Below are 20,013 nucleotides of genomic sequence, written 5' to 3'. Positions count from 1 at the left end.
ACCTTCTGCAACAACTGCGACTCTTCCTGCTTCAATTTCTTTCTGTCTGCTTTTTTCCCATCAACGGTGCTTCCATAACCGTCTGTTGCGGGAAAAGAGAAATCGGCGAGAAAAAAGGAGCGCTGTCACTCTAGCGCTCCTTCCCCGTACTTGTACGATTGTCTTACTCCTCGACCTTTTTTGGCGCCTTGCCAAACCACGTCTTCGCCACCAGCTCCACCACTTGCTTCGGCAGCGATTGCGGCGGCTGCACTTCCTGGCCTGACGCGTCGACGCTGCGATACAACAGCGCTGTGTCGTCTGCCGGATCTGACTTCGTCTGCAAGGTCAACTCGCCGATTTGCCCGGCATTGGTCCATTCCTCGATCATGAGCTGGTACTCGCCCGGTGCAAGCTCAATGTAGTCGTCCTCTGTCACGTCAATGACAGCGTAACCGTCGTGCTCGATTGTGGCATCGTATATTTTCCCGTTGGCTGCTTCGTAGAGAGCCAGCTCTTCCGGGTTGTTCAAATTCTCTTTCAGCGAAGCAAAATCGTGAATCGTCACTTTGACCCGTTTTGCCATCGGTACCCCTCCCTCGTTGACAACATCCTTACACACTGTACCACAATCCGGTCAAGCCTGCCAATTGGTCGCCAGATGACGAACGTGCCTGATTTCGTCGCGATGCCCTCCGCTTGACTCTCGCGCTGTCTCCAGCACAATCGGCATGCCTTGAAGCTGCGGCGTGCGCAACAGCTCATAAAAAGCCTCGTCCCCGATCATCCCTTTTCCGATGCGGGCATGCCTGTCCCGAAACGATCCAGTTGGGTAAACCGAATCATTCAGATGCACAGCTGACAAATATGGCAAATAGTCCAGTTCCTCCATGCGCTGTAGGACCGCACTCCAGTTTTTTCCGTCCCACAGCCCGCTGGCAAACGCGTGGCACGTATCGAAACAAAATCCGACCTTCTGCGGCTCGGCAAGCAGCTGCCGGACTTGCGCCAACTCCTCCAGCGTCGTGCCCATCCGGCTGCCCTGCCCGGCGTTGTTTTCGATCAGCAGCTTGGCCTGTCCATTCCAGCCGTCCAGAATTTGATTCGCCAGTTGAATCATCCGCCTGTAGCCGGCAAGCAGATCCGTTCCTTTGTACTGCCCGAAGTGAACGACTACGCCAAGCGCGCCGCACGCCTCGGCAATTTCCAGATCGTTGCGAACCGACTGCACAGTCACCTCTGCCAGTTCGTCGTCCTCTGCGCACAGGTTGACCGGATAGGCCGTATGGGCAATCGACAGCAAGTCATGTTCCTGGCAAAAAGCGCGGCAAGCCGCCGCATCAGCCGGATCAAACTGCTTGACCCCCAGGCTGCGCGGGTTTTTCGGGAAAAACTGATACGACGCTGCTCCTTGCCGCAGGGCGGTTCGCGCCGCCTCCGCATAGCCGTGGCGGATGCTGACGTGACACCCGATTTTCATGCGTTCCTCGCCCCCTCGCTCGCTTTTCCCATTTTGCCCCTGGCCGCCCATCCTCAATCGTCGTGCGAAAACTTTACCGCTAACCGATGCTGAGGGGCTGACGCTGAGGCTGGAAGGCACGCTGGCGTAGTTGTTGTCCACGGGGGAAGCTCCCGCATCGTTCGGAAGTCCCGCTCTGTCTGTGCTGTCAGGTGCAAAAAAGCTGCCCGGTGTAGGACAGCTTGTCTGTTCACAAGTGAACTTACGATTTGACGATCAAAAGCGGTGTTTTGGTGCGGTGGATCATTTTGAAGGTAACACTGCCGAGCAGCGTGCCTGCGATGCCGCCGAGCCCGTGGTGTCCGAGCACGATCAGGCCAGTTTGTTCCTCCTGGGCGGTCTGGCGAATCACGGTCGCCGGATCGCCGATCACAACCTTGCTTTCATATGGGATTTGCGCCGCTTCCAGCACTTCTTCGCAAGTGCGGATGGTTTCTTTTCCCCAGTTCTCCAGTGTCGCTGTATTTTCCCAGCCTACGCCGTACACGCCGGCATAAGCGGCAGGTGGTGTCACGACGCTCAGGAGCAGGTAAGAAACACCTGGAATGCCTTCGCTCAAAGCGATCGCTTTTTGTGCAGCGTTTTTTGCCTGCTCGGAGCCGTCCACGGCAATCAACACTTTTTGCCATGGGAAGCGGCTGGCGTCGGTCTCTTCGGAAATGAGAAACACCGGGAGCTGTGCATCGTGAATCGTCGGGTAGCTGACGCTTTGCAAAAGAAATCCGGTGATTCGGCCGTATCCGTGTGTCCCCATGACAATCGCGGCATACTCTCCTTTTGTCGCGTGCTTCGCAATCACTTCATGCGGCTCTCCGAACTCGATTTCCAATTCGTAAGGAACTTCCGCCTCTTCGACAATCGTGAGAAACTTTTTCAAGTCTTCTCGCGCTTCATCCAATTGAAAATCTTCCACGCTTTTTTGTCCGAGCTTGCGGACGACGTTGCGGGATGGAAACGGAGGAATGGCATGAAGCAGTGTCAGCTCATGCTTATCTTTGGCGTACGCTAGTGCAAAGCGAACCGCCTGAACAGACTGTGCAGAAAAATCTACTGGTACCAGAATACGGGACATAAAAACACGTCCTTCCCTCTTTCATCGTCGCAAAAAGTCGATTTCTGAGACTTTTTGCCTGATTTTATTGTAGACTTGGCACGCTGGGTATGTATGTAGGGGAATTCCCTGATCTTGGCATCGAAAAAACCCTTACCTTTCAGGGGCTATTTGCACTTATTCCAGTACCCCGGTGATAAAAATGGTAGGTTCTGCGCCCAGATCAATATCGCAAATCTCGTGGTCGTCTGCGATCCCCCGATTCGACTGCTGCTCCCGCCGGATGATCCGCACAACCGGGCGGGCTGGCAGGCCGCGGTTTTGATCGATCACGACTCCGACCTCGCCTGTGCTCAGCCTGAGCGACGTGCCAATCGGGTACAGCGCAATCGAGCGCAGGAAGTGGATGACCATTTTATGGTCGAAGCGTTTTTCCGCAAAGCCCATAATCCGCTCGCATGCCTCGTAGGGAGGCAGCGTCTCCTTTTCCTCGGAAAACGGCGAGATCAGATTGTCGTAATAATTGCAGATCGCCACGATTTTGGCGAACTCATGAATCTCGTCGCCGCCCAGTCCGCGGGGGACTCCGGTTCCGTCGACCCATTCGTGGTGCTGGAGCGGCACGTGTGCAGACACGATACTCATCTCGTGCTTTTTGCGCAGGATGTCAAAGCCTTTCCAAGTGTGATGATTCTTCATGCTGTTTTTCTTGTACTCCGGCGCTTCCTTGTCCGCCGACAGCTTGCCGATGTCGTGCAAAAGCGCTCCGATTGCCAGCTCTTTCAGCTGTGTGGTGTTATAGCCAAAACCGACGCCCATGACCGTCGCCATCATGCAGACGTTGAGCGAATGAATGTACAGGGCATTGTCTGCGGTGCGAATTTCCCCCAGATTGAGCAGCACCTTGCGATTGCGCAACGTTTCTTCGACGATGCTTCCCACAGACTTTTGAATGCCGCGAACATCGAACTCCTTGCCGGACTGGACGCACGAAATGGCGGCTGACAGATTGCGAATGGCATCTTTTCGTGTCGTCTCCGTCACGACCTCCTGTTCCTTCACTTCGTCGAAAAAAGGGTCCTTGATACTGAGCATCGTCACCCCAAAGCGCCGCAACTTGTTTATCATGCCGACGGTCAGCTGCACGCCTCTCTGCAAAAGCGTCAAGCCCTCGCTCGTATAAATGCTGCGAGCCAGCACGTCCCCAGGCTCAACTTGCTCTACGCTAACGTATCTCATGAGGCCAATCCTCCTGATTCCTTCTCCCCTGATGCTTTTCCCTATCTTCGCATGAGAAAAACATGTTTTGCAGTGGTTATGATGAACGAGCCTGATAAAAAGGACTTTTGCAGCCAAAATTCCCTGCGGATCACCCTTGCCATCCGCCGCCGCTGTTCCACGGGAGCCATCGGTTTGCTTGCCTTTTCGCCCCAGCAAGAAAAGCCCACCATCAAACAATCCGGGCATTTGCATGCACAAATTGTTTGATGGTGGGCGAATGACCAGGCATCCATTGTTATTCCTCTTCTTTTTTCATGATGCTGTACTCGTCGCGCACCATGGAGACGTCATCGCCTTGCTGGGTCAGCTCCAGCTTGTACAAAATGTCGGAAAGCACCGAGGCGACGATCAAGGTCAGATCGCCCGTATTGACGGGCTGGCGAAAATAGTGCCCGATCATCTCGTATCCTTTTCGCTTGAAAGATTCGGTGTCGTCCTCGTCCAAGGCATCGCACAATTCTGCGATCAAATCGTTCAAGGCGATCCGCGCTCGCTCGTAAACGTCAGGCTGATCGGTTGAAACAGCATCTGCTTCCTTTTTCTGGCCCAATTTGTCTCTCCCCCTTCCCCTATAGGGTGAAGCAGGAACAAATTTTTATGCAGAATCCGGCTGACGGGCTGCCCGCGTCTGCGAAGCCCGGATGCCCGTCAACGCCTGGAGCAGCACGCGATCGTAATGCGCTTCTGCGTCAGGCTTGCGGCGATCCAGCAACGTGCCGAGCACAGCGCCCAGAAATCCTAGCGGAATCGAGATCAAGCCGGGATTGGTCAAAGGAAAAATTGGTTCAGCCAAAATGAATCCGGTCTGTAGATTCATCACGGTCGGTCCGGCCACGACAAGCACAACAGACGAAATCAGCCCTGTCAGTACGCCGCAAATCGCCCCGCGCACCGTAAAGCGGCGCCAGTAAAGCGTGAACAACAAGAGCGGCAAATTGGCCGATGCGGCGATGGCAAAGGTCAGTCCGACGAGTATGGCGACGTTCATTTTTTCCGCGCCGATTGCCAGCCAGATCGAAGCGAAGCCGACGGCAACCGACGAGCATTTGGCCATCGCCACTTGCTCTTTTTCCGAAGCAAGCCCGCGCCGGATCAGATGGCTGTAGACGTCGTGGGCAAAAGCGGACGAGGCGGACAGCACCAGCCCGGTCACAACGGCCAGAATCGTGGCAAAGGCAACAGCGGCGATGTAAGCCATCAAAAATTCACCGCCGAGCGCATCCGCGAGCAGCGTCACCGTCAGATTGCCGCCGAAACCGACATTTTTCAGCGCCTCATACCCGACAAATGCGCTCGCGCCAAAACCGAGAAAAATCGTCAGCAAATAAAACGCGCCAATCACCCACGTCGCCGTGTAGATGGAGGAACGGGTCGTTACCGCATCCTTGACCGTAAACAGGCGGGAGATGATATGCGGCAGCCCGGCGGTTCCGAGAATCAGGGCGAGATGCAGCGAGATCGTCTCCAGCGGATCATTCAGTTGGTTGCCCGGATGCAAAAATTGCTCCTGCAACGGCGTAATCGTGCTGACGCGGGAAAACATCTCCGACAGACTCCAGCCAAATCGGGAAAAGACGATCAGACTGAGGATCAGCGTTCCCGTCAACAACAAAATCGCCTTCACGATCTGCACCCACGAGGTCGCGACCATCCCGCCGAAGACGACGTAAAACGTCATCAGGCTGCCGACAATCATCACCGCCGTATCGTAGTGGACGCCGAGCAAATAGTGAATGAGCGCCCCCGCCCCGACGAGCTGCGCGATCATGTAAAAAATCGTAATCAGCAGCGTCGTACAGGCGACCACTCCGCGCAGCCACAAACTGTCAAAGCGGACGGCAATCGCATCGGCGAGCGTGTAGCGCCCCAGATTGTGCAAGGGCTCCGCGATCAGAAACAAAATAATGAGATAGGAGACAAAAAAACCGATGGCGTACACGAAGCCGTCAAAGCCGTACATGGCAATGGTCCCGGCGATGCCGAGAAACGAAGCTGCGCTCATGTAGTCGCCTGCAATCGCGATGCCGTTTTGCAAGCCTGTCAGGCGGTTGCCGGCCGCGTAAAAATCTCTGGTCGTTCCCGTCTGTTTGGCAGCCGAATACGTAATCGCCATCGTTCCGATTATGACAGCCAAAAAGAAAATGATTGTCGTCACGGACCTGCTCTCCTTTCCCCACGCCAATAGAAAAAGCCCAGGGAATCACCCTGAGCTTTTGCCTGGCAGGAGCTTCCTTGCGTATTTGCTTCTACGCCGACTCCTTTATTCCTGTGTTCGCCCGCACCAAAATTTCATCGTACTTCGCATCGTTGCGCGAACTGGACAAGAGCGTGCCAATCCAGGCGGCCAAAAACCCGAGCGGGATGGAGACGATTCCCGGATTCGGCAGCGGGAACAGCGCCTCTCCGACCAGAATCGCTTTTCCGGCGACCGGATTCCAGACATTCGGGCTCAAAGCCACGAGAAGCAGCGAGCTGAACAGTCCGACCAGCATGCCGCTGATTGCCCCTGTCGTGTTAAACCTTCTCCAGAAAATGGTGAACAAAATAACGGGCAGGTTGGCACTGGCCGCAACAGCGAAGGCAAGCGAGACGAGAAACGCCACGTTCAGCTTCTGCGCAAACAGCGCGAGCACGATGGACACAACCGAAACGCCGATGGAAGCCCATTTTGCCATCTTCATTTGCTCTTTTTCCGTCGCTTTGCCCTGGCGGATGACATGTCCGTAAAAGTCGTGCGCAAACGCCGAGGCTGCGGTCAGCACCAATCCGGCCACGACGGCGAGAATCGTCGCGAAGGCAACGGCGGACACGAATGCAAAGAGGAAGTTGCCGCCGAGTGACTGTGCGAGCAGCGGAGCGCCCATGTTTCCGGCCGCATCCATGTTTTCCGCTCCCACAAACGCCGCTGCGCCAAAGCCAAGGAAGATCGTCATGATGTAAAAAAGACCGATAATCCAGGTGGCGTAGACGACAGACTTGCGGGCAGTCGTCGCGTCTTTTACCGTAAAGAAGCGAATCAGGATGTGCGGCAGTCCGGCAGTTCCCAGCACCAGTGCCAGGTTGAGCGAGATCGTGTCCAGACCGACCTTGAACTTGTTGCCCGGATTCAGGAACTGCTCCCCGAGCGGTGTCGCCGTTTTCATCTTTTCAAACATCGTCAGCAGATTGAAGTCAAACTTGGCAAAGACCATCAGCGAGATGACGAACGTGCCGACCATGAGCAGCACAGCTTTGACAATTTGCACCCACGAGGTTGCCGTCATGCCGCCAAACACGACGTAGACCGTCATCAGCGCCCCTACAATCAAAACAGAGGTCGTGTACTCCAGCCCGAGCAGCAGCTTAATCAACGCCCCCGCCCCGACGAGCTGGGCGATCATGTAAAAAATCGAAATGGCGATGGAGTTCAGCGCGGCCACACCGCGTACTTGCTTATTGTCAAAACGCGCGGCAATCATGTCCGCCATCGTATACTTGCCGAGGTTGCGCAATGGCTCCGCTACCAGATACAGCACGACAAGATAAGCGACGAGAAAGCCAATGCTGTAAAAAAAGCCGTCAAACCCGCTTAACGCAATCATTCCGGCGATCCCAAGGAACGAAGCCGCAGACATGTAGTCGCCGGCAATCGCAAGCCCGTTTTGCCACCCGGTCAGCCCGCCGCCCGCCGTGTAAAACTCGCTTGTCGTATTCGTTCGCTTGGAAGCGTAATACGTTATCACCAGCGTAAGCAGGACGATTGCCAGAAAAAGGATAAATGCCGTCACATTCATTCGCCTCTGCCCCCTGTCTCTTGCTTGATTTTTTCCACCAGCTCGTCAAAGCGCGCGGCCTTCTTCGTGTACAAAATACAGAGGCCCCAGGTCATGATGAATTGGGCAAAGGCGAACACCCACGCCCACGAAATTGCGCCAATCGCCGGCTGATTGAGCACGGTGAAATAGGAGGTCAAGATCGGCAAAGTAAAGTAGAACACAAAGAAAAAAATGGAAGATGGCAGGATGAATGCCCGTTTGCTGCGCAACAATTCCTTGAAGGTGTCTGACTGGATGATCGCTGTGTAATCACTGCTATCCTGCTTCTGACCCTGTGCTTTTCGCACCGAAAGCGGCTTGCTCATCGGAATCTCCCCCTCTTCAAACAAAAATGTAAGCGCTTCCTCTATTGTAAGGAATCCGTTTTTGTTCGTGTGGCTTTTCGCGCAAGATGTCTGGGGGCGTGCGTCAACGGCCGATTTTGCATCGCGATCTGCAACAGGCTCATTCTTCGAGGCGTCTCAGCAAATCTTTGGCGGAGGTACGGGACACCGGAATGCGCGTCTTCGCTTCGCCTTTCAGCAACAGGTTGTAGGCGCCGTTGAACCACGGTTCCAGCTCGCTTACATATTGCAGATTGACCAGGTAGCTTTTGTGCGTGCGAAAAAAATCGTAGCCGGCGAGCTTGTCCATCAGCTGTGTCAGCGTCATCCGCGTGGAATACGCATCGGTCTGGGTAATGATGCGAACGAGCCGTTCTTCGCGCACCGCGTAGACAATCGTAGCCGGGTCAATCACCACCAGCCGGCTGTTGTCCTCCACAATCAGCTTGGAGCGCCTGGTGACAGCAGGCTCCGGCTTCGGCTTGCCCAGCCGCTCGCGGATGCGCTGCATCGTCTCCACCAGCCGCTTTGGCTCCGTCGGCTTCAGCAAATAATCGACAGCGTTCAGCTTGAAGGCGTCTACGGCGAACGTCTCATACGCCGTACAAAAAACGATAAGCGGCTGCGGCTTGCGGGCGGCCAGCATTCTCGCTGCCTGCGCGCCTTCCATTTCCGGCATTTTCATATCGAGAAAAACGACGTCCGGCTCATGCTCGTCGACCATTTCCAGCAGTTCCCGGCCGTTGGTCGCGTAGGGAAGCAGCTCGACATCCCCCTCCTGCTGCAGCAAATAGCTCAGCTCCTCCCGTGCAAGTCGTTCGTCTTCTGCAATCATGATGCGAATCGGCATCAGGCACTCACCTCTTTTTTGATGGGAATGGCAAAAGTAATCGAACTGCCGCCTTCCAGTCTGTTGGCAAAATGCAGTTGGGCATCCGGACCTTGCAGGCTGATGAGCCGCTGGTTGACGTTGTGGACGCCGATCCCGTTTCCGTCCTTGCGCTCCATCGGGACTTTCCCCAAAAGCGGCAGCAGCTCTTCCGGAAAACCTCGGCCGTTGTCCTCAATCGTAAAAACGATGGAAGCGCCTTGCCGCTTTATGTGCAGACGGATTTCCCCGCCTGCTCCCATGTCGCGCAAGCCGTGCTGAATACAGTTTTCAACGAGCGGCTGCAGCGTGCCGGGGGGCATGAGCGCGTCTTCCACACCAGGATCGACAGACATATGGACGGCAAACTGCTCGGCAAACCGGATGCGGATAATTTCCAAATAGGCGTGCAGGTGCTCCAGCTCCTGGCCAACCGTGACCAGCGTACTCGACGTAAGCTTCAGATTAAAGCGCATAAACACCCCCAGCTGGATCGTCATATGGCGGGCGAGTTGCGGGTCGATCCGGATCAAGGTCACGATTGAATTGAGCGTATTGAACAAAAAATGCGGGTGAATTTGCGCTTGCAGCATCCGCAATTCTGCGTCCTTCATCAGCCCTTTCATCTGTTCGGCGAGCGAGAGCGTCAACTGGTTGGAGATGAGGTTGCCCAGCCCTTTTGCCAGTGCCTCCTGGACTTTCCCGATTTGCTGGGGACGGCGAAAATACAGCTTGATTAAGCCGACGACGCTGTCACCTTCCTTGATCGGGACGAGAATGGCGGCTTGCAGCTGGCATTGCTTGCGCTTGCAGCCGAGCACCTCCCTGCCCACGCCCTTGTCGATGGAGCCGCTGGCCAGCACACGCTGCTCCAGATCGCTCTGAATCCTTTCTCCGGGGAAGTGGTGGTCGGTCCCTGCTCCGACGTGGGCGAGCAAACGCTCCCGGTCCGTCACAGCGACCGCAATCGCTTTTACCTCGCGCTGCAACACAAGTGCCGCCGCCTGCGCCGTCTGCGGCGTCAGCCCCATCTTCAGCTGCGGCAAGATGCGCTCTGCAATCGTAAACGCACGCTCCGACTCCAGCGCAGCAGAGCGTTCCTCTTCCTGCAGGGCGACGCGAATCATCGTCGTAAAAATGGCAATCGAAATGCTGTTGGTCAGCACCATCGGGATGCCGATCACATTGACCATCGTGCGAACCAGCTCCGGCGGTCCTGACATAATCAGCACAAGCGACATCTGGATCACAGGAGCGAACATGCCGATAAACAGTGCCTTGGAGGGGGAAATTACCCGCTCCTGCGAAAAAAAACGCGCCACATAGCCAGCCAGAAGCCCTGTGAGCGGAACAGACAAGCCCATGGGAACGGCAGCAAAGCCGCCCAGATGATACAAGTGCAAACCGGCAATAATTCCCGCTCCGAGCCCGACCATCGGACCGCCCAACAGCCCCCCGATCACGACGCCGACCAGCGTGGAATTCGCCACGATCTCCTCTCCTGCAAGCGGAAAAATCCAAAAGCTCGGGATGTAGCCGTCTTCGCGAACCGTCACGCCCGCATACGTGCCCGCGATCCCAAACAGACCAAACATCATGGAAAAGGCGATAGAGGTTCCAAAGTGCAGTTCCCTGTCCAAAAGCTGCCGGAACAGCGGTATCCGCGTCAGAATGAACGCGAGTGTCAAGAGAATGCCCATCCGTTCGATGAGCAGCAGCGTGAGATTGTCCACGGCTTCCTCCTGCTTGTGTTGAAATCTTCTATAAATTCCGCATTTTACCCTCATTTCCCTGCCGGACAGACAATCTGGCTGGGCGTTTTGCATACGCTGAGTGTGCAAAACTTCATCGGAAGGGGGAGGGAAAAGATGTGCGGAATCGTAGGTTGGATTGATTGGGAAAAAGACGTTTCCAAGGAGCGTCCGATCCTGCAAAAAATGACCCAGTGCCTTACCAATCGCGGGCCGGACGCCGAAGGCTTTTGGCTCACTCCACAGGCTGCTCTCGGCCATCGTCGGCTCGTCGTGGTCGACCCGGCGGGCGGGCAGCAGCCGATGACGGCTCTCAAAAGCGAACATGCCTGCACGCTTGCTTACAACGGGGAACTGTACAACACGGAGGACTTGCGGCAGGAGCTTATCGCCTGCGGTCATGCTTTTCAGTCCCATTCCGATACAGAGGTTCTGCTGCATACGTACCTGGAGTGGGGCACGAACTGCCTCTCCAGGCTGAACGGTATTTTCGCTTTTGCGATCTGGGACGAACGGGCGCAGCATTTGTTTGTCGCACGCGACCGACTGGGTGTCAAGCCGCTTTTTTACGCGCAGAGAGGCAGTTCCTTTTTACTCGCCTCCGAATTAAAATCACTGCTCGCCCACCCCGAGGTGCGGCCGGAGTTGTCAAGGGAAGGACTCGCAGAGGTGTTTGGCATCAGTCCGGCACGTACGCCGGGACATGGCGTGTTCCATAACGTGCACGAACTGCGGCCGGGCTGCTTTCTCACCGTCACGCGCGACCGTGTCAAACTGGAACGATACTGGCAACTGGAGAGCCGTCCGCATACGGACGACCTGGACACGACGACAGCGCGCGTCAGGGAACTGGTCGTCGATGCCATCGAGCGTCAGCTGGTAGCAGACGTCCCTGTCGCCACCCTCCTGTCCGGGGGACTGGATTCAAGCATTATTACCGCTGTGGCTGCCGCGTACTTCAAAAAAGAAGGACGCGGGACGCTCCACAGCTACTCCATCGACTATGTAGACAATGACAAACATTTCAAAGCGAGCGCCTTCCAGCCAAACGATGATGCGCCATATGTGCAGCTCGTGTCCAGCTTCCTTGGCACGCAGCACCACACGATCAAATTCGATACGGCTGACCTGGTCGACGCCTTGAAAACCGCCACACTCGCCCGCGACCTGCCGGGAATGGCGGACGTGGACGCCTCGCTCTACCTGTTTTGCCGCGAAATCAAAAAAGAGACGACCGTTGTCCTCTCGGGAGAATGCGCAGATGAAGTATTTGGCGGCTACCCGTGGTTCCACCGGGAGGAACTGCTGCAAGCGGGCACCTTCCCTTGGTCGCGGGCAGTCAAGGAACGGGCCTCGTGGCTGTCGCCCGAGCTGCGCGCCTGGGTCAAGCCGGAGGAATACGTCGCGATGCGCTATGCGGAATCACTCGACGAAGTGCCGCATTTGCCCGGTGAGGACCCGCTGGAAGCACGCCGCCGGGAAATGTTTTATCTCAACATGACGTGGTTCATGAACACGCTGCTCGATCGCAAGGACCGGATGAGCATGGCGGCCAGCCTGGAAGCCCGCGTGCCTTTTTGCGATCACCGGATTGTCGAATACGTCTGGAATATCCCCTGGGAAATGAAAACTTACGGCGGCCGCGAAAAAGGAATTTTGCGCAAAGCGATGGAAGGCATTCTCCCGGACGAAGTGCTGTACCGCCAAAAAAGCCCGTATCCGAAAACGCATAACCCGTCCTACACCGAAGCTGTCCGCACCTGGCTGCTGGATATTTTGAACGACCCCGGCTCGCCGCTGTTGCCACTCGTCGATGTCCCCGTCATCCGCAAAATTGCCGAGTCGGACGCCCAGGCGACCAGCATTCCGTTTTTCGGTCAACTGATGAGCACACCGCAGTTGTTCGCCTATCTTGGCCAGATGGACTACTGGCTGCGCGCCTATCGCGTCTCGATCAGGGCGTAGCGTGATTGCTTGCTTGCCAAAACGAAAGCTCCTCAACCCCATAGTCTCATGGGGTTTTGAGGAGCCGTTTCTTTCCTTTTCCTTTGGATTTTCTGGCCTGCTTTGGCCCTGGTTTCGCCGCAGGATGCAGCATCGGCTTCGGCACCGGCTTCCCGGCGGAATTCGTTGCCAGCATGGACACTGCCTTCGGAGCTTCCACAGACGGACGGTATCGGATGTCACCCTCACGACCGGACCGCTTCATGATTGTAAACGAATCGGTATCTCCCGCGCGGATCAAGCGGTAATCCACTCTCGTCTTCTTTTCTCCACCGACGAGAATGGCTGCCACCAATCGCTGGTTGGGGCGGTTGCCTTTTACCTGAATGGACTGCACGATGCAAGGAAGCGGCGGAATCGACCTATACGGAATACACAGCTTCCCTTTTAGCACCCGCAGACCGAGATTGCGAATCATTGTCTCTGTCAACTGCTTTCCCCAATACCTGCGAAAAATGCGGGAGATTTTCCGCTTCGTATTGTACTTGTCAGGCAAAGGCGTGTAATCGACGCCATTTACCGTGTAGACGACTTTTCCGCGCGGCGACGCGGCGATCTGTGTCCAGACTTGCTCGGCCGAGCTGATAAACTGCTTGAACAAGCGCGATTCATCCAATCATTTCACCTCCTCCATAAACCGTATGGAGAAGGGCTTATGCTAGTACGCCCTTTTTACCTGGCGATTTTGGCAACGGCCACCCGCCCGGAGAAAAAAGTCGCGCCGCCGCCCATATCAGCAAGGCGATCAGGGGTCAGTGCGTTCACGTAATGCTTGGCATGCGGGGCGTCTGCCCACAAGCCCTGGCTTGCAACCACACCGGGCAGGACATTTTCCCCGACCGAGACAACCAGTTCGCATTCTCCCCGATCATTCCAGACGCGCACCGTATCCCCATCCGCAATCCCTGCGGCACGGGCATCTGCGCTGTTCATATGCAGGCGGGGAGCTTTTTCCATTTGGACGTGCTTGTCGTTATTGGAAAACGTCGAGTTCAAAAAGTTATGGTTGGGGCCGGGAACAAATTGATACGGATAGTCGCCGTCCTCCACCAGCGGAGTATACGTCGGCAAGGCCGGATAGCCTCTGTCTGCCATCGCCTGCGAATACAGCTCGATTTTTCCGCTCGGGGTTGCCAGGCGGCCCGCAAAGTACGAATCGACCTTCGCTTTCATGTAATTGTGTTTTGCCAGCGCGTCGAAGTCGATTCCTTCCAGATGCGGATTGCCGTGTCCCGCAAGCGCCTGGCGAATCATCTCCTCGTCGGAATCGCGGAAGGCAGGCTCGTCATAGCCCATGGCAGAAGCGAGCAAGCGAAATACTTCCGTGTTGGACTTGCTCTCGCCATACGGGGCGAGGACTGGCTTTTGCAGTTGAATGTAGTGGTGCCAGTAGCTTGTGTAAAAGTCCATGTTTTCGTACGAGGACGTCGCGGGGAGCACGATGTCGGCATAGCGCGCCGTCTCGGTCAAAAACAGATCGTGGACGACAGTGAACAAGTCTTCCCGCGCAAGCCCTTGTCTGACCTTGTTGCCATCCGGGGCGACAATGGCCGGGTTGCACGTGTACACAAACAGCGACTTCACAGGCGGATTCGCTTCCAGAAGCGCCTTGCCCAGCTCGTTCATGTTGATGACGCGGGTGTTTTTGTTTTTGAGCAGGTCCGGCCGCTGCAACGCGTGTTTGTTGTGCTCCAAAAATCCTTTGTTGCCCTTGATCGCGCCCCCGCCCCGCACGAGCCACTGTCCGGTGAGCGCAGGCAGACAGGCGATCGTCCGCACGCACATGCCGCCGTTGTCGTGATGCTGAATGCCGTTGCCAATGCGAATGAAGGATGGCGAGGTCTTGCCGTACAAACGCGCCAGCTTGTAAATATCGTCTGCCGGGACGCCGGTGATCGCGGACACGGTAGCCGGGTCGTACGCTTTTACGTGCTCTCTCAGTTCCTCGTGTCCGACCGTGTACGTTTGCAAAAAGGCGGAATCGACCAAGTTTTCTGCGAACAGGACGTGCATAAGTCCGAGTGCGAGAGCGGTATCGGTTCCGGGCAAAATCGGGATGAACCAGTCCGCCCAGCGTCCCGTCTGGTTTTTATGGACGTCGATGACGACGATTTTCGCGCCGTTTTTCCGCGCCTGTTCGGCAAGCACGACCTGGTGCATGTTCGTGCTGACCGCGTTGATCCCCCACACGATGAACAGCTTGGCGTGCACGGTGTCCTCCGGGTCCGTGCCGAAAGCGCCGCCCATGGTATAGTTGTAGCCAACCGCTCCTGCGCTGTTGCAGATCGTGCGGTCGAGCATGCTCGCGCCCATGCGGTGGAAAAAGCGCCGATCCATCCCTTCCACGTTGATGCGGCCCATGTTTCCGTAAAAGCTGTACGGCAGGATGGACTCGGGGCCGTCCGTGTCAATCAAGGTGCGCCAGCGCGAAGCGATCGTCTCGATTGCTTCCTCCCAGGTGATGCGGACAAATTCGCCGCTACCCTTTTTCCCGACGCGCTTGAGCGGATGGGTCAGCCGTTTTGGATCGTACAGACGCGCCGCCATGTTGCGCACTTTGTTGCAAATGTTTCCCTTCGTCACCGGGTGGTTCGGATCGCCCTCGATTTTCACCAGCTTGCCATCCTGCTTGTGAAGCAGCAGTCCGCACTGATCCGGGCAATCCAGGGAGCAGACGGCAGGAAATACGCCATTTTCCTCTTGTGTAAAAGTCACGGTAGGTCCCTCTTTCGTCTTTGCTTTTTTCGGTGTATACTGCTGGCTGGCACCTGTTGCAATTCCATGTAACCAGATCGAATAACCTTCTTTTCTATGTATTGTAGCATGAGCGGAGAAACTGCAAATAACTGAATCCCGCAAATTACGAAAAAACATCCCGTTCCGCTATCAAAAGCAGGACGGGATGTTTGTCTTTCGTCTTATTCGATCCAGCAGGAAATGCTATAAGCCAGGTTCTGTCTCTCCCGTGCTGCAAGCGGGACGCATCCCTCGCACCAAGAGCGGTAGCCATCTATCTATGGCATCCGAAGATACCATCCGTCCCTTCCGTTTGATTCCTTCAGGACGGTTCCCCTACCAAATTTGGGTTTCTCGCTCGCAGGGTTTACCGCGTTCCATCTTTTCTGTCGCCAGAAAAGCTACGTTTCTGTGGCACTTTCAGCGTACTCGGGCCTCAGGGAGAGCCCTTTCCACGCCGTCAGCGAGGCGTAAAGCCTCACTGCCCTGGCTTGCGCCAGGTACGAACACTCCAAGCATCTCAGCTTGGGCGAGCCTGGACTTTCCTCTACCGCCAATCGCCGAAACGATTGCGGCAGCGGCTACCCGCATTTCCTGCCTTTCAGAATCAGTATTACACATTCTAACATGTGCCCAAAGTGTGGTCAACCAGCAAAAACTGGGTGGTTCCCATTCGATCCTGTTGCCAACCTGTAGTACAATAAAGAGGCTACAAGGAGGGTTGACCGTGATAACCATTACCCCGCAGGCAGCAGCACGCCTTGCCCTCATGATCGCGGAAGAGCACGACGCAAACGAGCTGGGGATCAGGCTTGTTCCTACAACGACAGGCTGCGGCAGCTTTACCTACAGCATCGCCATTACCGAAGCGGAAAAACACGATCAGGTCCAGTTCATCAACGAAGTCCGCTTTTTTTACAAGCCACAAGATGTAGACAAGCTCGTTGGGACTGTCATCGACTGCAATCCTGTCACGGGACGTTTTTCCATTCGCCACCCCCGGCCGCAAGCGGCTGATTGCTCGCATACTCACTGACCAGGAGGTTATTATGTTACTGCTTTCGTTCGAAAACAGCAAGCCCAAGATTCATCCAACCGTTTTCCTCGCCAAAGGCTCCGTCGTATCGGGCGACGTGGAAATCGGCGAGGATTCATCCATTTGGTACAACACCGTCATTCGCGGCGACATTGCGCCGACTGTCATCGGCAAGCGGGTGAGCGTGCAAGACAACAGCACCCTGCACCAAAGCCCGAACAACCCATTGATTCTCGAAGACGAGGTAACGGTCGGACACAATGCCGTCCTGCATAGCTGCATCGTCCGCCGCGGTGCCTTGATCGGCATGGGCGCGATTGTGCTGGACCGCGCCGAAATCGGCGAAGAAGCGATGGTCGCGGCTGGCGCCCTCGTACCGCCCGGCATGAAGGTGCCGCCCCGCACACTCGTCGTCGGCAACCCGGCGAAGGTCAAGCGGGAGCTTACCGAAGCAGACTTAAAAGAGCTGGTGCGCATCCGCCAGTCTTATGTGGACAAAGGCAAGCTGTACCGCAAGCTGGAAGAAAACCCGCTGGAGCGGTAGCATATAGATACACAAGCAAGGTCGAGGACATCAGTGCCCTCGACCTTTTTAGTCGTGATACCTCCCCATTACAATCGTATTGTAGTAATTGCCGTCGGAAAGACGTCTGTCCTTTTTCAAAACGCCTTCCACCTCAAAACCAAGCCTCTCGTACAACCGGATCGCTTTCTCATTCGTTTCCAGGACGTGCAGCGTCATTTTTTTCACGCCAGTTCGCTCCGCCTGCGACCACCACCAGAAACAGGTTGCGGCTGCTCACAGTGTCCGTGCGAATTAGTTCGATGAACCCGGCTGCAAGCTTGCTTCGTGCCCTGCGCCGCTTCCTGTTTCGATCCATACTAACGTGCCGTTATCCATTGGCCTGCCAACGGACGAGTATGGAGAATTTTTAGCAAAACAAAGAGAATAGGGCAATTGTTTTGAAATTGCTTTTTTCCTGCCTACCCGCTCGTGTTCAGGCGGATCGCTGCCGCTCCACTTCGCGAATATGCTCAAACAGCATGTAGGAGCGAATCGCCGTCTCCAGGTGCAGACGATCCGGCTCTTTTGTCGTGAAATGCTTTTGAAAAAAAGCGGACAGCTTGTAGAGCACCCCGCAATATTTGCGCACGTAGCGATCTCCAAACATCCCGACCAACAGACCACCCACGCCACTGGCAATGCTCCCCGCAAGCGGCAAAAACCAGACCGACAGCAAAAATCCGGTGAAAAACCAGACCACCAGATTTGTCGAGCATCCGGCATTGACAATATCGGCTTTCGCAATTTGCGGCAAGGCAGCAAGCGATTTTCGGCCCGGATAGCTGAAAACTTTATGTTCTGCACCGTGAAATTTTTTCATCATTTTCGGAAACACAAAGTGAAAGCCGCCGACATACACCGCGACCCACATCGGGTCTACAACCGCCCACCCTGGATTGACCAGAGCTGCGGCCACATAACCGGCGAGGAAAAGGTGAAAAAGCTGATAATACCAGGGAAAGGAGAAAAAAATCCGATACCACAGCTTGCCGATCGTCTTGAGCGTCATTTTTTCCGCCCACGTATGGATGACGCCGTCTTTTACTTCCGCACAAGCAAGCACGTTCCGATCATGAAAAAGCACACCGCGTCCAAAAGACATCCCCATAATCATGCCGTTAGCTATTCTCCTTCCGCTCCAATGTCGTTATAATAGGTTGAGTTGTACGCAGAATGAAGGAGGTTTCCACCATTGATCCGCATGGTTCCAACAACACCAATCACACCGCTTCACGATCCATGGGAGCCGTTGTTTAATGCGACACCGCCCGCATACAAGCTCACCAGCGTGGAATTTACGGTAACGAATCTGTGCAATCTCCGCTGCGAGCATTGCGCGGTTGGCGATACATTGCGATACAAGGACGACCCCGCCCTGCCTGTCGATCTGATCCTGCGCCGTCTGGACGAAGCCAAGGATCTGCTTACGCTAAGTATAACAGGCGGAGAACCGATGTACAGCGAGCGAACTGTAAAAGAAGTCATCCTGCCGATCCTGCGCTACGCGGCAGACCGCGGATTGCGCACACAGATCAACTCGAACATGTCCATGCCGTTTTCCCGCTACGAGCTGATTTTGCCTTACATAGATGTGATGCACATTTCCTGGAACTGGTCTTCGCCAGAGGAATTCCATGATATTGTCTACGCAAAAGCAAGGCAAACAGTTTCAAGCAAACAGGCCGAAGCACAGTTTGAGCGGATTATGGAAAATTCCCGCAAGCTCGCTGACGCAGGCGTGTTCGTCTCGGCGGAAACGATGCTCAATCATCGGACGTGGCCCAAGCTCGATACGCTGCACCGGCAAATTCAGGAGATGGGCTGCCGCAGGCACGAGGTGCACCCGATGTACGCCAGCGACTTTGCCCGCGATCTCAACGTGCTGTCGTTGGATGAACTGCGCCAGGCGATTCACCGGATGCTCGACATTCGCAACGAAAACTTGTGGATGCTGTTCGGGACATTGCCGTTTTTCGCGTGCAGCCCCGATCCGGCAGACAGAGAGCTGATCCAACGGCTGCGGACAGCGAAGAACGTGACTACCCGCAACGATCCGGATGGTCGGAATCGCCTGAATATCAACATTTTTACAGGGGATGTGATCGTCACCGACTTCGGCGATGTCGAGCCACTCGGCAATATCCGGAACGATCAGTTGCAGACGATGTTTGACATCTGGCAGCGCCATGCCCTGAACCAGAAAATCAACTGCTACTGTCCGGCGGCCAAATGCGCAGGGCCTAACCTGCTCGTTGCCAACACTTACTACCCGGAGACGAACTTCACCGTGCGCAAGGCCCTCGTCTAGTTGGGCAAGCTAGGACGAGAGGTGATGATGATGAGCAGACGAAAGCGTCCTCTCGTCCCAGGTGCCAGAGAGGGGCTCGATGCCCTGAAGGCACGAGTCGCCCATGTCGCAGACCCGAACCAGGCCAAGTATGAAGTGGCTTCCGAGCTTCACGTCCCGTTGCAGCGCGGCTACAACGGCCAGCTCAGCGCCCATGACGCAGGACGGATCGGCGGCAGACTGGGCGGCAGCATGGTAAAGGAAATGGTGCGGATGGCCGCGCAAGCCTTGAGTCAAAAATTGTAAACACCTTACACCTTGGAACCCCGCCTTTTGCTGCTTGCCAGCGGCGGGGTTCTTTTGCGAGCGATTGACCGTGCTTGTGTCAGCAAGCTCCTTGCCAATTGCCAAACGAAAGCTGAGCCAGCATAAGCGAAAGTTATGTACATAAAAACCGCCCCGAAAAATGGTTGGGAGGCGGTTTTTGGCTGTCTGGCGTCTTGTCTTGTCTTGTCGTCATCTGAGTTTGTCGAGATTTTTCGCACTCGGCTTGCGTTGGCCCAGCATTGACTTGCTGATGGTGTTTACTTTGTGAAAGGAATCGAATACTTGATCGATGACTTCCACCAGCTCACGGATCTGCACCACTTTTCCATAGACGCCCATGAAATGGTGTCTGAGGTTTTTGCCGTTAAACCCTAGCATGGCCGCACCTCCTCGTAATCCTCTAGTACCACCTTATGCAGCTTGGGGCCATGGGGCAATGGCGAAGCGGGAAAATTGTCAGCCCCTTGCAAA

19 protein-coding genes, 1 other RNA gene and 1 pseudogene are annotated in these 20,013 nt (G+C 55.5%); 5 read left to right on the top strand and 16 right to left on the bottom strand.

What is annotated here, in order from left to right:
- Nucleotides 1–163: 163 nt before the first annotated feature.
- From AAFJ72_RS08900 to AAFJ72_RS08855, 10 genes are all read right to left on the bottom strand, one after another.
- A complete protein-coding gene (locus AAFJ72_RS08900; RefSeq protein ID WP_432776805.1) occupies nt 164–565 on the bottom strand; it encodes a hypothetical protein in 402 nt (133 codons plus the stop codon).
- Between the two features lie 51 nt (nt 566–616).
- The gene (locus AAFJ72_RS08895) at nt 617–1,459 is read right to left on the bottom strand and encodes a deoxyribonuclease IV (protein WP_432776804.1); all 843 of its coding nucleotides are present in this window, start codon (nt 1,457–1,459) and stop codon (nt 617–619) included.
- Nucleotides 1,460–1,700: 241 nt separating this feature from the next.
- On the bottom strand, nt 1,701–2,570 hold the full coding sequence (locus AAFJ72_RS08890; RefSeq protein WP_122904003.1) for a universal stress protein: 870 nt from the start codon (nt 2,568–2,570) through the stop codon (nt 1,701–1,703).
- A 156-nt stretch (nt 2,571–2,726) separates the two neighbouring features.
- Nucleotides 2,727–3,788, bottom strand: a complete 1,062-nt coding sequence (locus tag AAFJ72_RS08885; RefSeq protein WP_432776803.1) for an HD-GYP domain-containing protein — start codon at nt 3,786–3,788, stop codon at nt 2,727–2,729.
- A gap of 277 nt (nt 3,789–4,065) precedes the next feature.
- Nucleotides 4,066–4,380, bottom strand: coding sequence for a hypothetical protein (locus AAFJ72_RS08880; protein ID WP_122904001.1), 315 nt, complete (start codon nt 4,378–4,380; stop codon nt 4,066–4,068).
- 45 nt (nt 4,381–4,425) lie between these two features.
- Nucleotides 4,426–5,943, bottom strand: a complete 1,518-nt coding sequence (locus AAFJ72_RS08875; protein WP_432777167.1) for a solute symporter family protein — start codon at nt 5,941–5,943, stop codon at nt 4,426–4,428.
- Between the two features lie 133 nt (nt 5,944–6,076).
- Entirely contained in the window at nt 6,077–7,603 is a 1,527-nt protein-coding gene (locus tag AAFJ72_RS08870) for a solute symporter family protein (RefSeq protein WP_432776802.1), read from the bottom strand.
- The gene (locus AAFJ72_RS08865) at nt 7,600–7,950 is read right to left on the bottom strand and encodes a DUF485 domain-containing protein (RefSeq protein ID WP_122904326.1); all 351 of its coding nucleotides are present in this window, start codon (nt 7,948–7,950) and stop codon (nt 7,600–7,602) included. The genes AAFJ72_RS08870 and AAFJ72_RS08865 overlap by 4 nt, the downstream gene beginning before the upstream one ends.
- 139 nt (nt 7,951–8,089) lie before the next feature.
- Entirely contained in the window at nt 8,090–8,818 is a 729-nt protein-coding gene (locus AAFJ72_RS08860) for a LytR/AlgR family response regulator transcription factor (protein ID WP_432776801.1), read from the bottom strand.
- The gene (locus AAFJ72_RS08855) at nt 8,818–10,569 is read right to left on the bottom strand and encodes a LytS/YhcK type 5TM receptor domain-containing protein (RefSeq protein ID WP_432776800.1); all 1,752 of its coding nucleotides are present in this window, start codon (nt 10,567–10,569) and stop codon (nt 8,818–8,820) included. The genes AAFJ72_RS08860 and AAFJ72_RS08855 overlap by 1 nt, the downstream gene beginning before the upstream one ends.
- Nucleotides 10,570–10,704: 135 nt before the next feature.
- Between AAFJ72_RS08855 and asnB the strand changes: the two genes are divergently transcribed.
- Complete coding sequence (gene asnB / locus AAFJ72_RS08850) at nt 10,705–12,552, top strand: asparagine synthase (glutamine-hydrolyzing) (protein WP_432776799.1); 1,848 nt, start codon at nt 10,705–10,707, stop codon at nt 12,550–12,552.
- Nucleotides 12,553–12,598: 46 nt separating this feature from the next.
- On the opposite strand, the gene AAFJ72_RS08845 is transcribed toward asnB, so the two are convergent.
- The 3 genes from AAFJ72_RS08845 to rnpB all read right to left on the bottom strand — a co-directional run bounded on the left by AAFJ72_RS08845 (nt 12,599) and on the right by rnpB (nt 15,920).
- Nucleotides 12,599–13,207, bottom strand: coding sequence for a hypothetical protein (locus AAFJ72_RS08845; RefSeq protein ID WP_432776798.1), 609 nt, complete (start codon nt 13,205–13,207; stop codon nt 12,599–12,601).
- 56 nt (nt 13,208–13,263) lie between these two features.
- A complete protein-coding gene (locus tag AAFJ72_RS08840; protein WP_432776797.1) occupies nt 13,264–15,306 on the bottom strand; it encodes a molybdopterin-containing oxidoreductase family protein in 2,043 nt (680 codons plus the stop codon).
- 223 nt (nt 15,307–15,529) lie between these two features.
- An RNA gene (gene rnpB / locus AAFJ72_RS08835) (RNase P RNA component class B) lies at nt 15,530–15,920 on the bottom strand.
- A 134-nt stretch (nt 15,921–16,054) separates the two neighbouring features.
- Here rnpB and AAFJ72_RS08830 point away from each other — a divergent pair.
- Both AAFJ72_RS08830 and AAFJ72_RS08825 read left to right on the top strand, forming a co-directional pair.
- Nucleotides 16,055–16,363 carry a HesB/IscA family protein gene (locus AAFJ72_RS08830; protein ID WP_432776796.1) on the top strand — a complete coding sequence of 103 codons (309 nt, stop codon included), beginning with the start codon at nt 16,055–16,057 and terminating at the stop codon, nt 16,361–16,363.
- A 13-nt stretch (nt 16,364–16,376) separates the two neighbouring features.
- A complete protein-coding gene (locus AAFJ72_RS08825; RefSeq protein ID WP_432776795.1) occupies nt 16,377–16,907 on the top strand; it encodes a gamma carbonic anhydrase in 531 nt (176 codons plus the stop codon).
- A 48-nt stretch (nt 16,908–16,955) separates the two neighbouring features.
- Here the strand turns inward: AAFJ72_RS08825 and AAFJ72_RS08820 are convergent.
- Nucleotides 16,956–17,108: pseudogene (locus tag AAFJ72_RS08820) on the bottom strand (GNAT family N-acetyltransferase); the annotation flags it as partial.
- 253 nt (nt 17,109–17,361) lie between these two features.
- A complete protein-coding gene (locus tag AAFJ72_RS08815; RefSeq protein WP_432776794.1) occupies nt 17,362–18,042 on the bottom strand; it encodes a DUF1385 domain-containing protein in 681 nt (226 codons plus the stop codon).
- A gap of 78 nt (nt 18,043–18,120) precedes the next feature.
- Here AAFJ72_RS08815 and yfkAB point away from each other — a divergent pair, with 78 nt between their 5' ends.
- The gene (gene yfkAB, locus AAFJ72_RS08810; RefSeq protein WP_432776793.1) at nt 18,121–19,236 is read left to right on the top strand and encodes a radical SAM/CxCxxxxC motif protein YfkAB; all 1,116 of its coding nucleotides are present in this window, start codon (nt 18,121–18,123) and stop codon (nt 19,234–19,236) included.
- Nucleotides 19,237–19,266: 30 nt separating this feature from the next.
- Nucleotides 19,267–19,521, top strand: coding sequence for a small, acid-soluble spore protein, alpha/beta type (locus AAFJ72_RS08805; RefSeq protein WP_432777166.1), 255 nt, complete (start codon nt 19,267–19,269; stop codon nt 19,519–19,521).
- A 210-nt stretch (nt 19,522–19,731) separates the two neighbouring features.
- Here AAFJ72_RS08805 and AAFJ72_RS08800 read toward each other — a convergent pair whose 3' ends face one another.
- Nucleotides 19,732–19,920, bottom strand: a complete 189-nt coding sequence (locus AAFJ72_RS08800) for a hypothetical protein (protein ID WP_122903989.1) — start codon at nt 19,918–19,920, stop codon at nt 19,732–19,734.
- Nucleotides 19,921–20,013 lie beyond the last annotated feature (93 nt).

It is taken from the genome of Brevibacillus gelatini (genome assembly GCF_050920745.1).
GTDB lineage: Bacteria > Bacillota > Bacilli > Brevibacillales > Brevibacillaceae > Brevibacillus > Brevibacillus gelatini.
The sequence above is the reverse complement of the archived record's forward strand: the minus strand, read 5'-3'. Positions and strand labels throughout refer to the sequence as shown.

Bases quoted from the DNA above. Each gene is read 5' to 3' on its own strand.
- asnB (WP_432776799.1), top strand. From the start codon at position 10,705: ATGTGCGGAATCGTAGGTTGGATTGATTGGGAAAAAGACGTTTCCAAG.
- AAFJ72_RS08800 (WP_122903989.1), bottom strand. From the start codon at position 19,920: ATGCTAGGGTTTAACGGCAAAAACCTCAGACACCATTTCATGGGCGTC.
- AAFJ72_RS08805 (WP_432777166.1), top strand. From the start codon at position 19,267: ATGAGCAGACGAAAGCGTCCTCTCGTCCCAGGTGCCAGAGAGGGGCTC.
- AAFJ72_RS08815 (WP_432776794.1), bottom strand. From the start codon at position 18,042: ATGATTATGGGGATGTCTTTTGGACGCGGTGTGCTTTTTCATGATCGG.
- AAFJ72_RS08825 (WP_432776795.1), top strand. From the start codon at position 16,377: ATGTTACTGCTTTCGTTCGAAAACAGCAAGCCCAAGATTCATCCAACC.
- AAFJ72_RS08860 (WP_432776801.1), bottom strand. From the start codon at position 8,818: ATGCCGATTCGCATCATGATTGCAGAAGACGAACGACTTGCACGGGAG.
- AAFJ72_RS08875 (WP_432777167.1), bottom strand. From the start codon at position 5,943: ATGGCGATTACGTATTCGGCTGCCAAACAGACGGGAACGACCAGAGAT.
- AAFJ72_RS08895 (WP_432776804.1), bottom strand. From the start codon at position 1,459: ATGAAAATCGGGTGTCACGTCAGCATCCGCCACGGCTATGCGGAGGCG.
- AAFJ72_RS08890 (WP_122904003.1), bottom strand. From the start codon at position 2,570: ATGTCCCGTATTCTGGTACCAGTAGATTTTTCTGCACAGTCTGTTCAG.
- AAFJ72_RS08865 (WP_122904326.1), bottom strand. From the start codon at position 7,950: ATGAGCAAGCCGCTTTCGGTGCGAAAAGCACAGGGTCAGAAGCAGGAT.
- AAFJ72_RS08900 (WP_432776805.1), bottom strand. From the start codon at position 565: ATGGCAAAACGGGTCAAAGTGACGATTCACGATTTTGCTTCGCTGAAA.
- AAFJ72_RS08885 (WP_432776803.1), bottom strand. From the start codon at position 3,788: ATGAGATACGTTAGCGTAGAGCAAGTTGAGCCTGGGGACGTGCTGGCT.
- AAFJ72_RS08870 (WP_432776802.1), bottom strand. From the start codon at position 7,603: ATGAATGTGACGGCATTTATCCTTTTTCTGGCAATCGTCCTGCTTACG.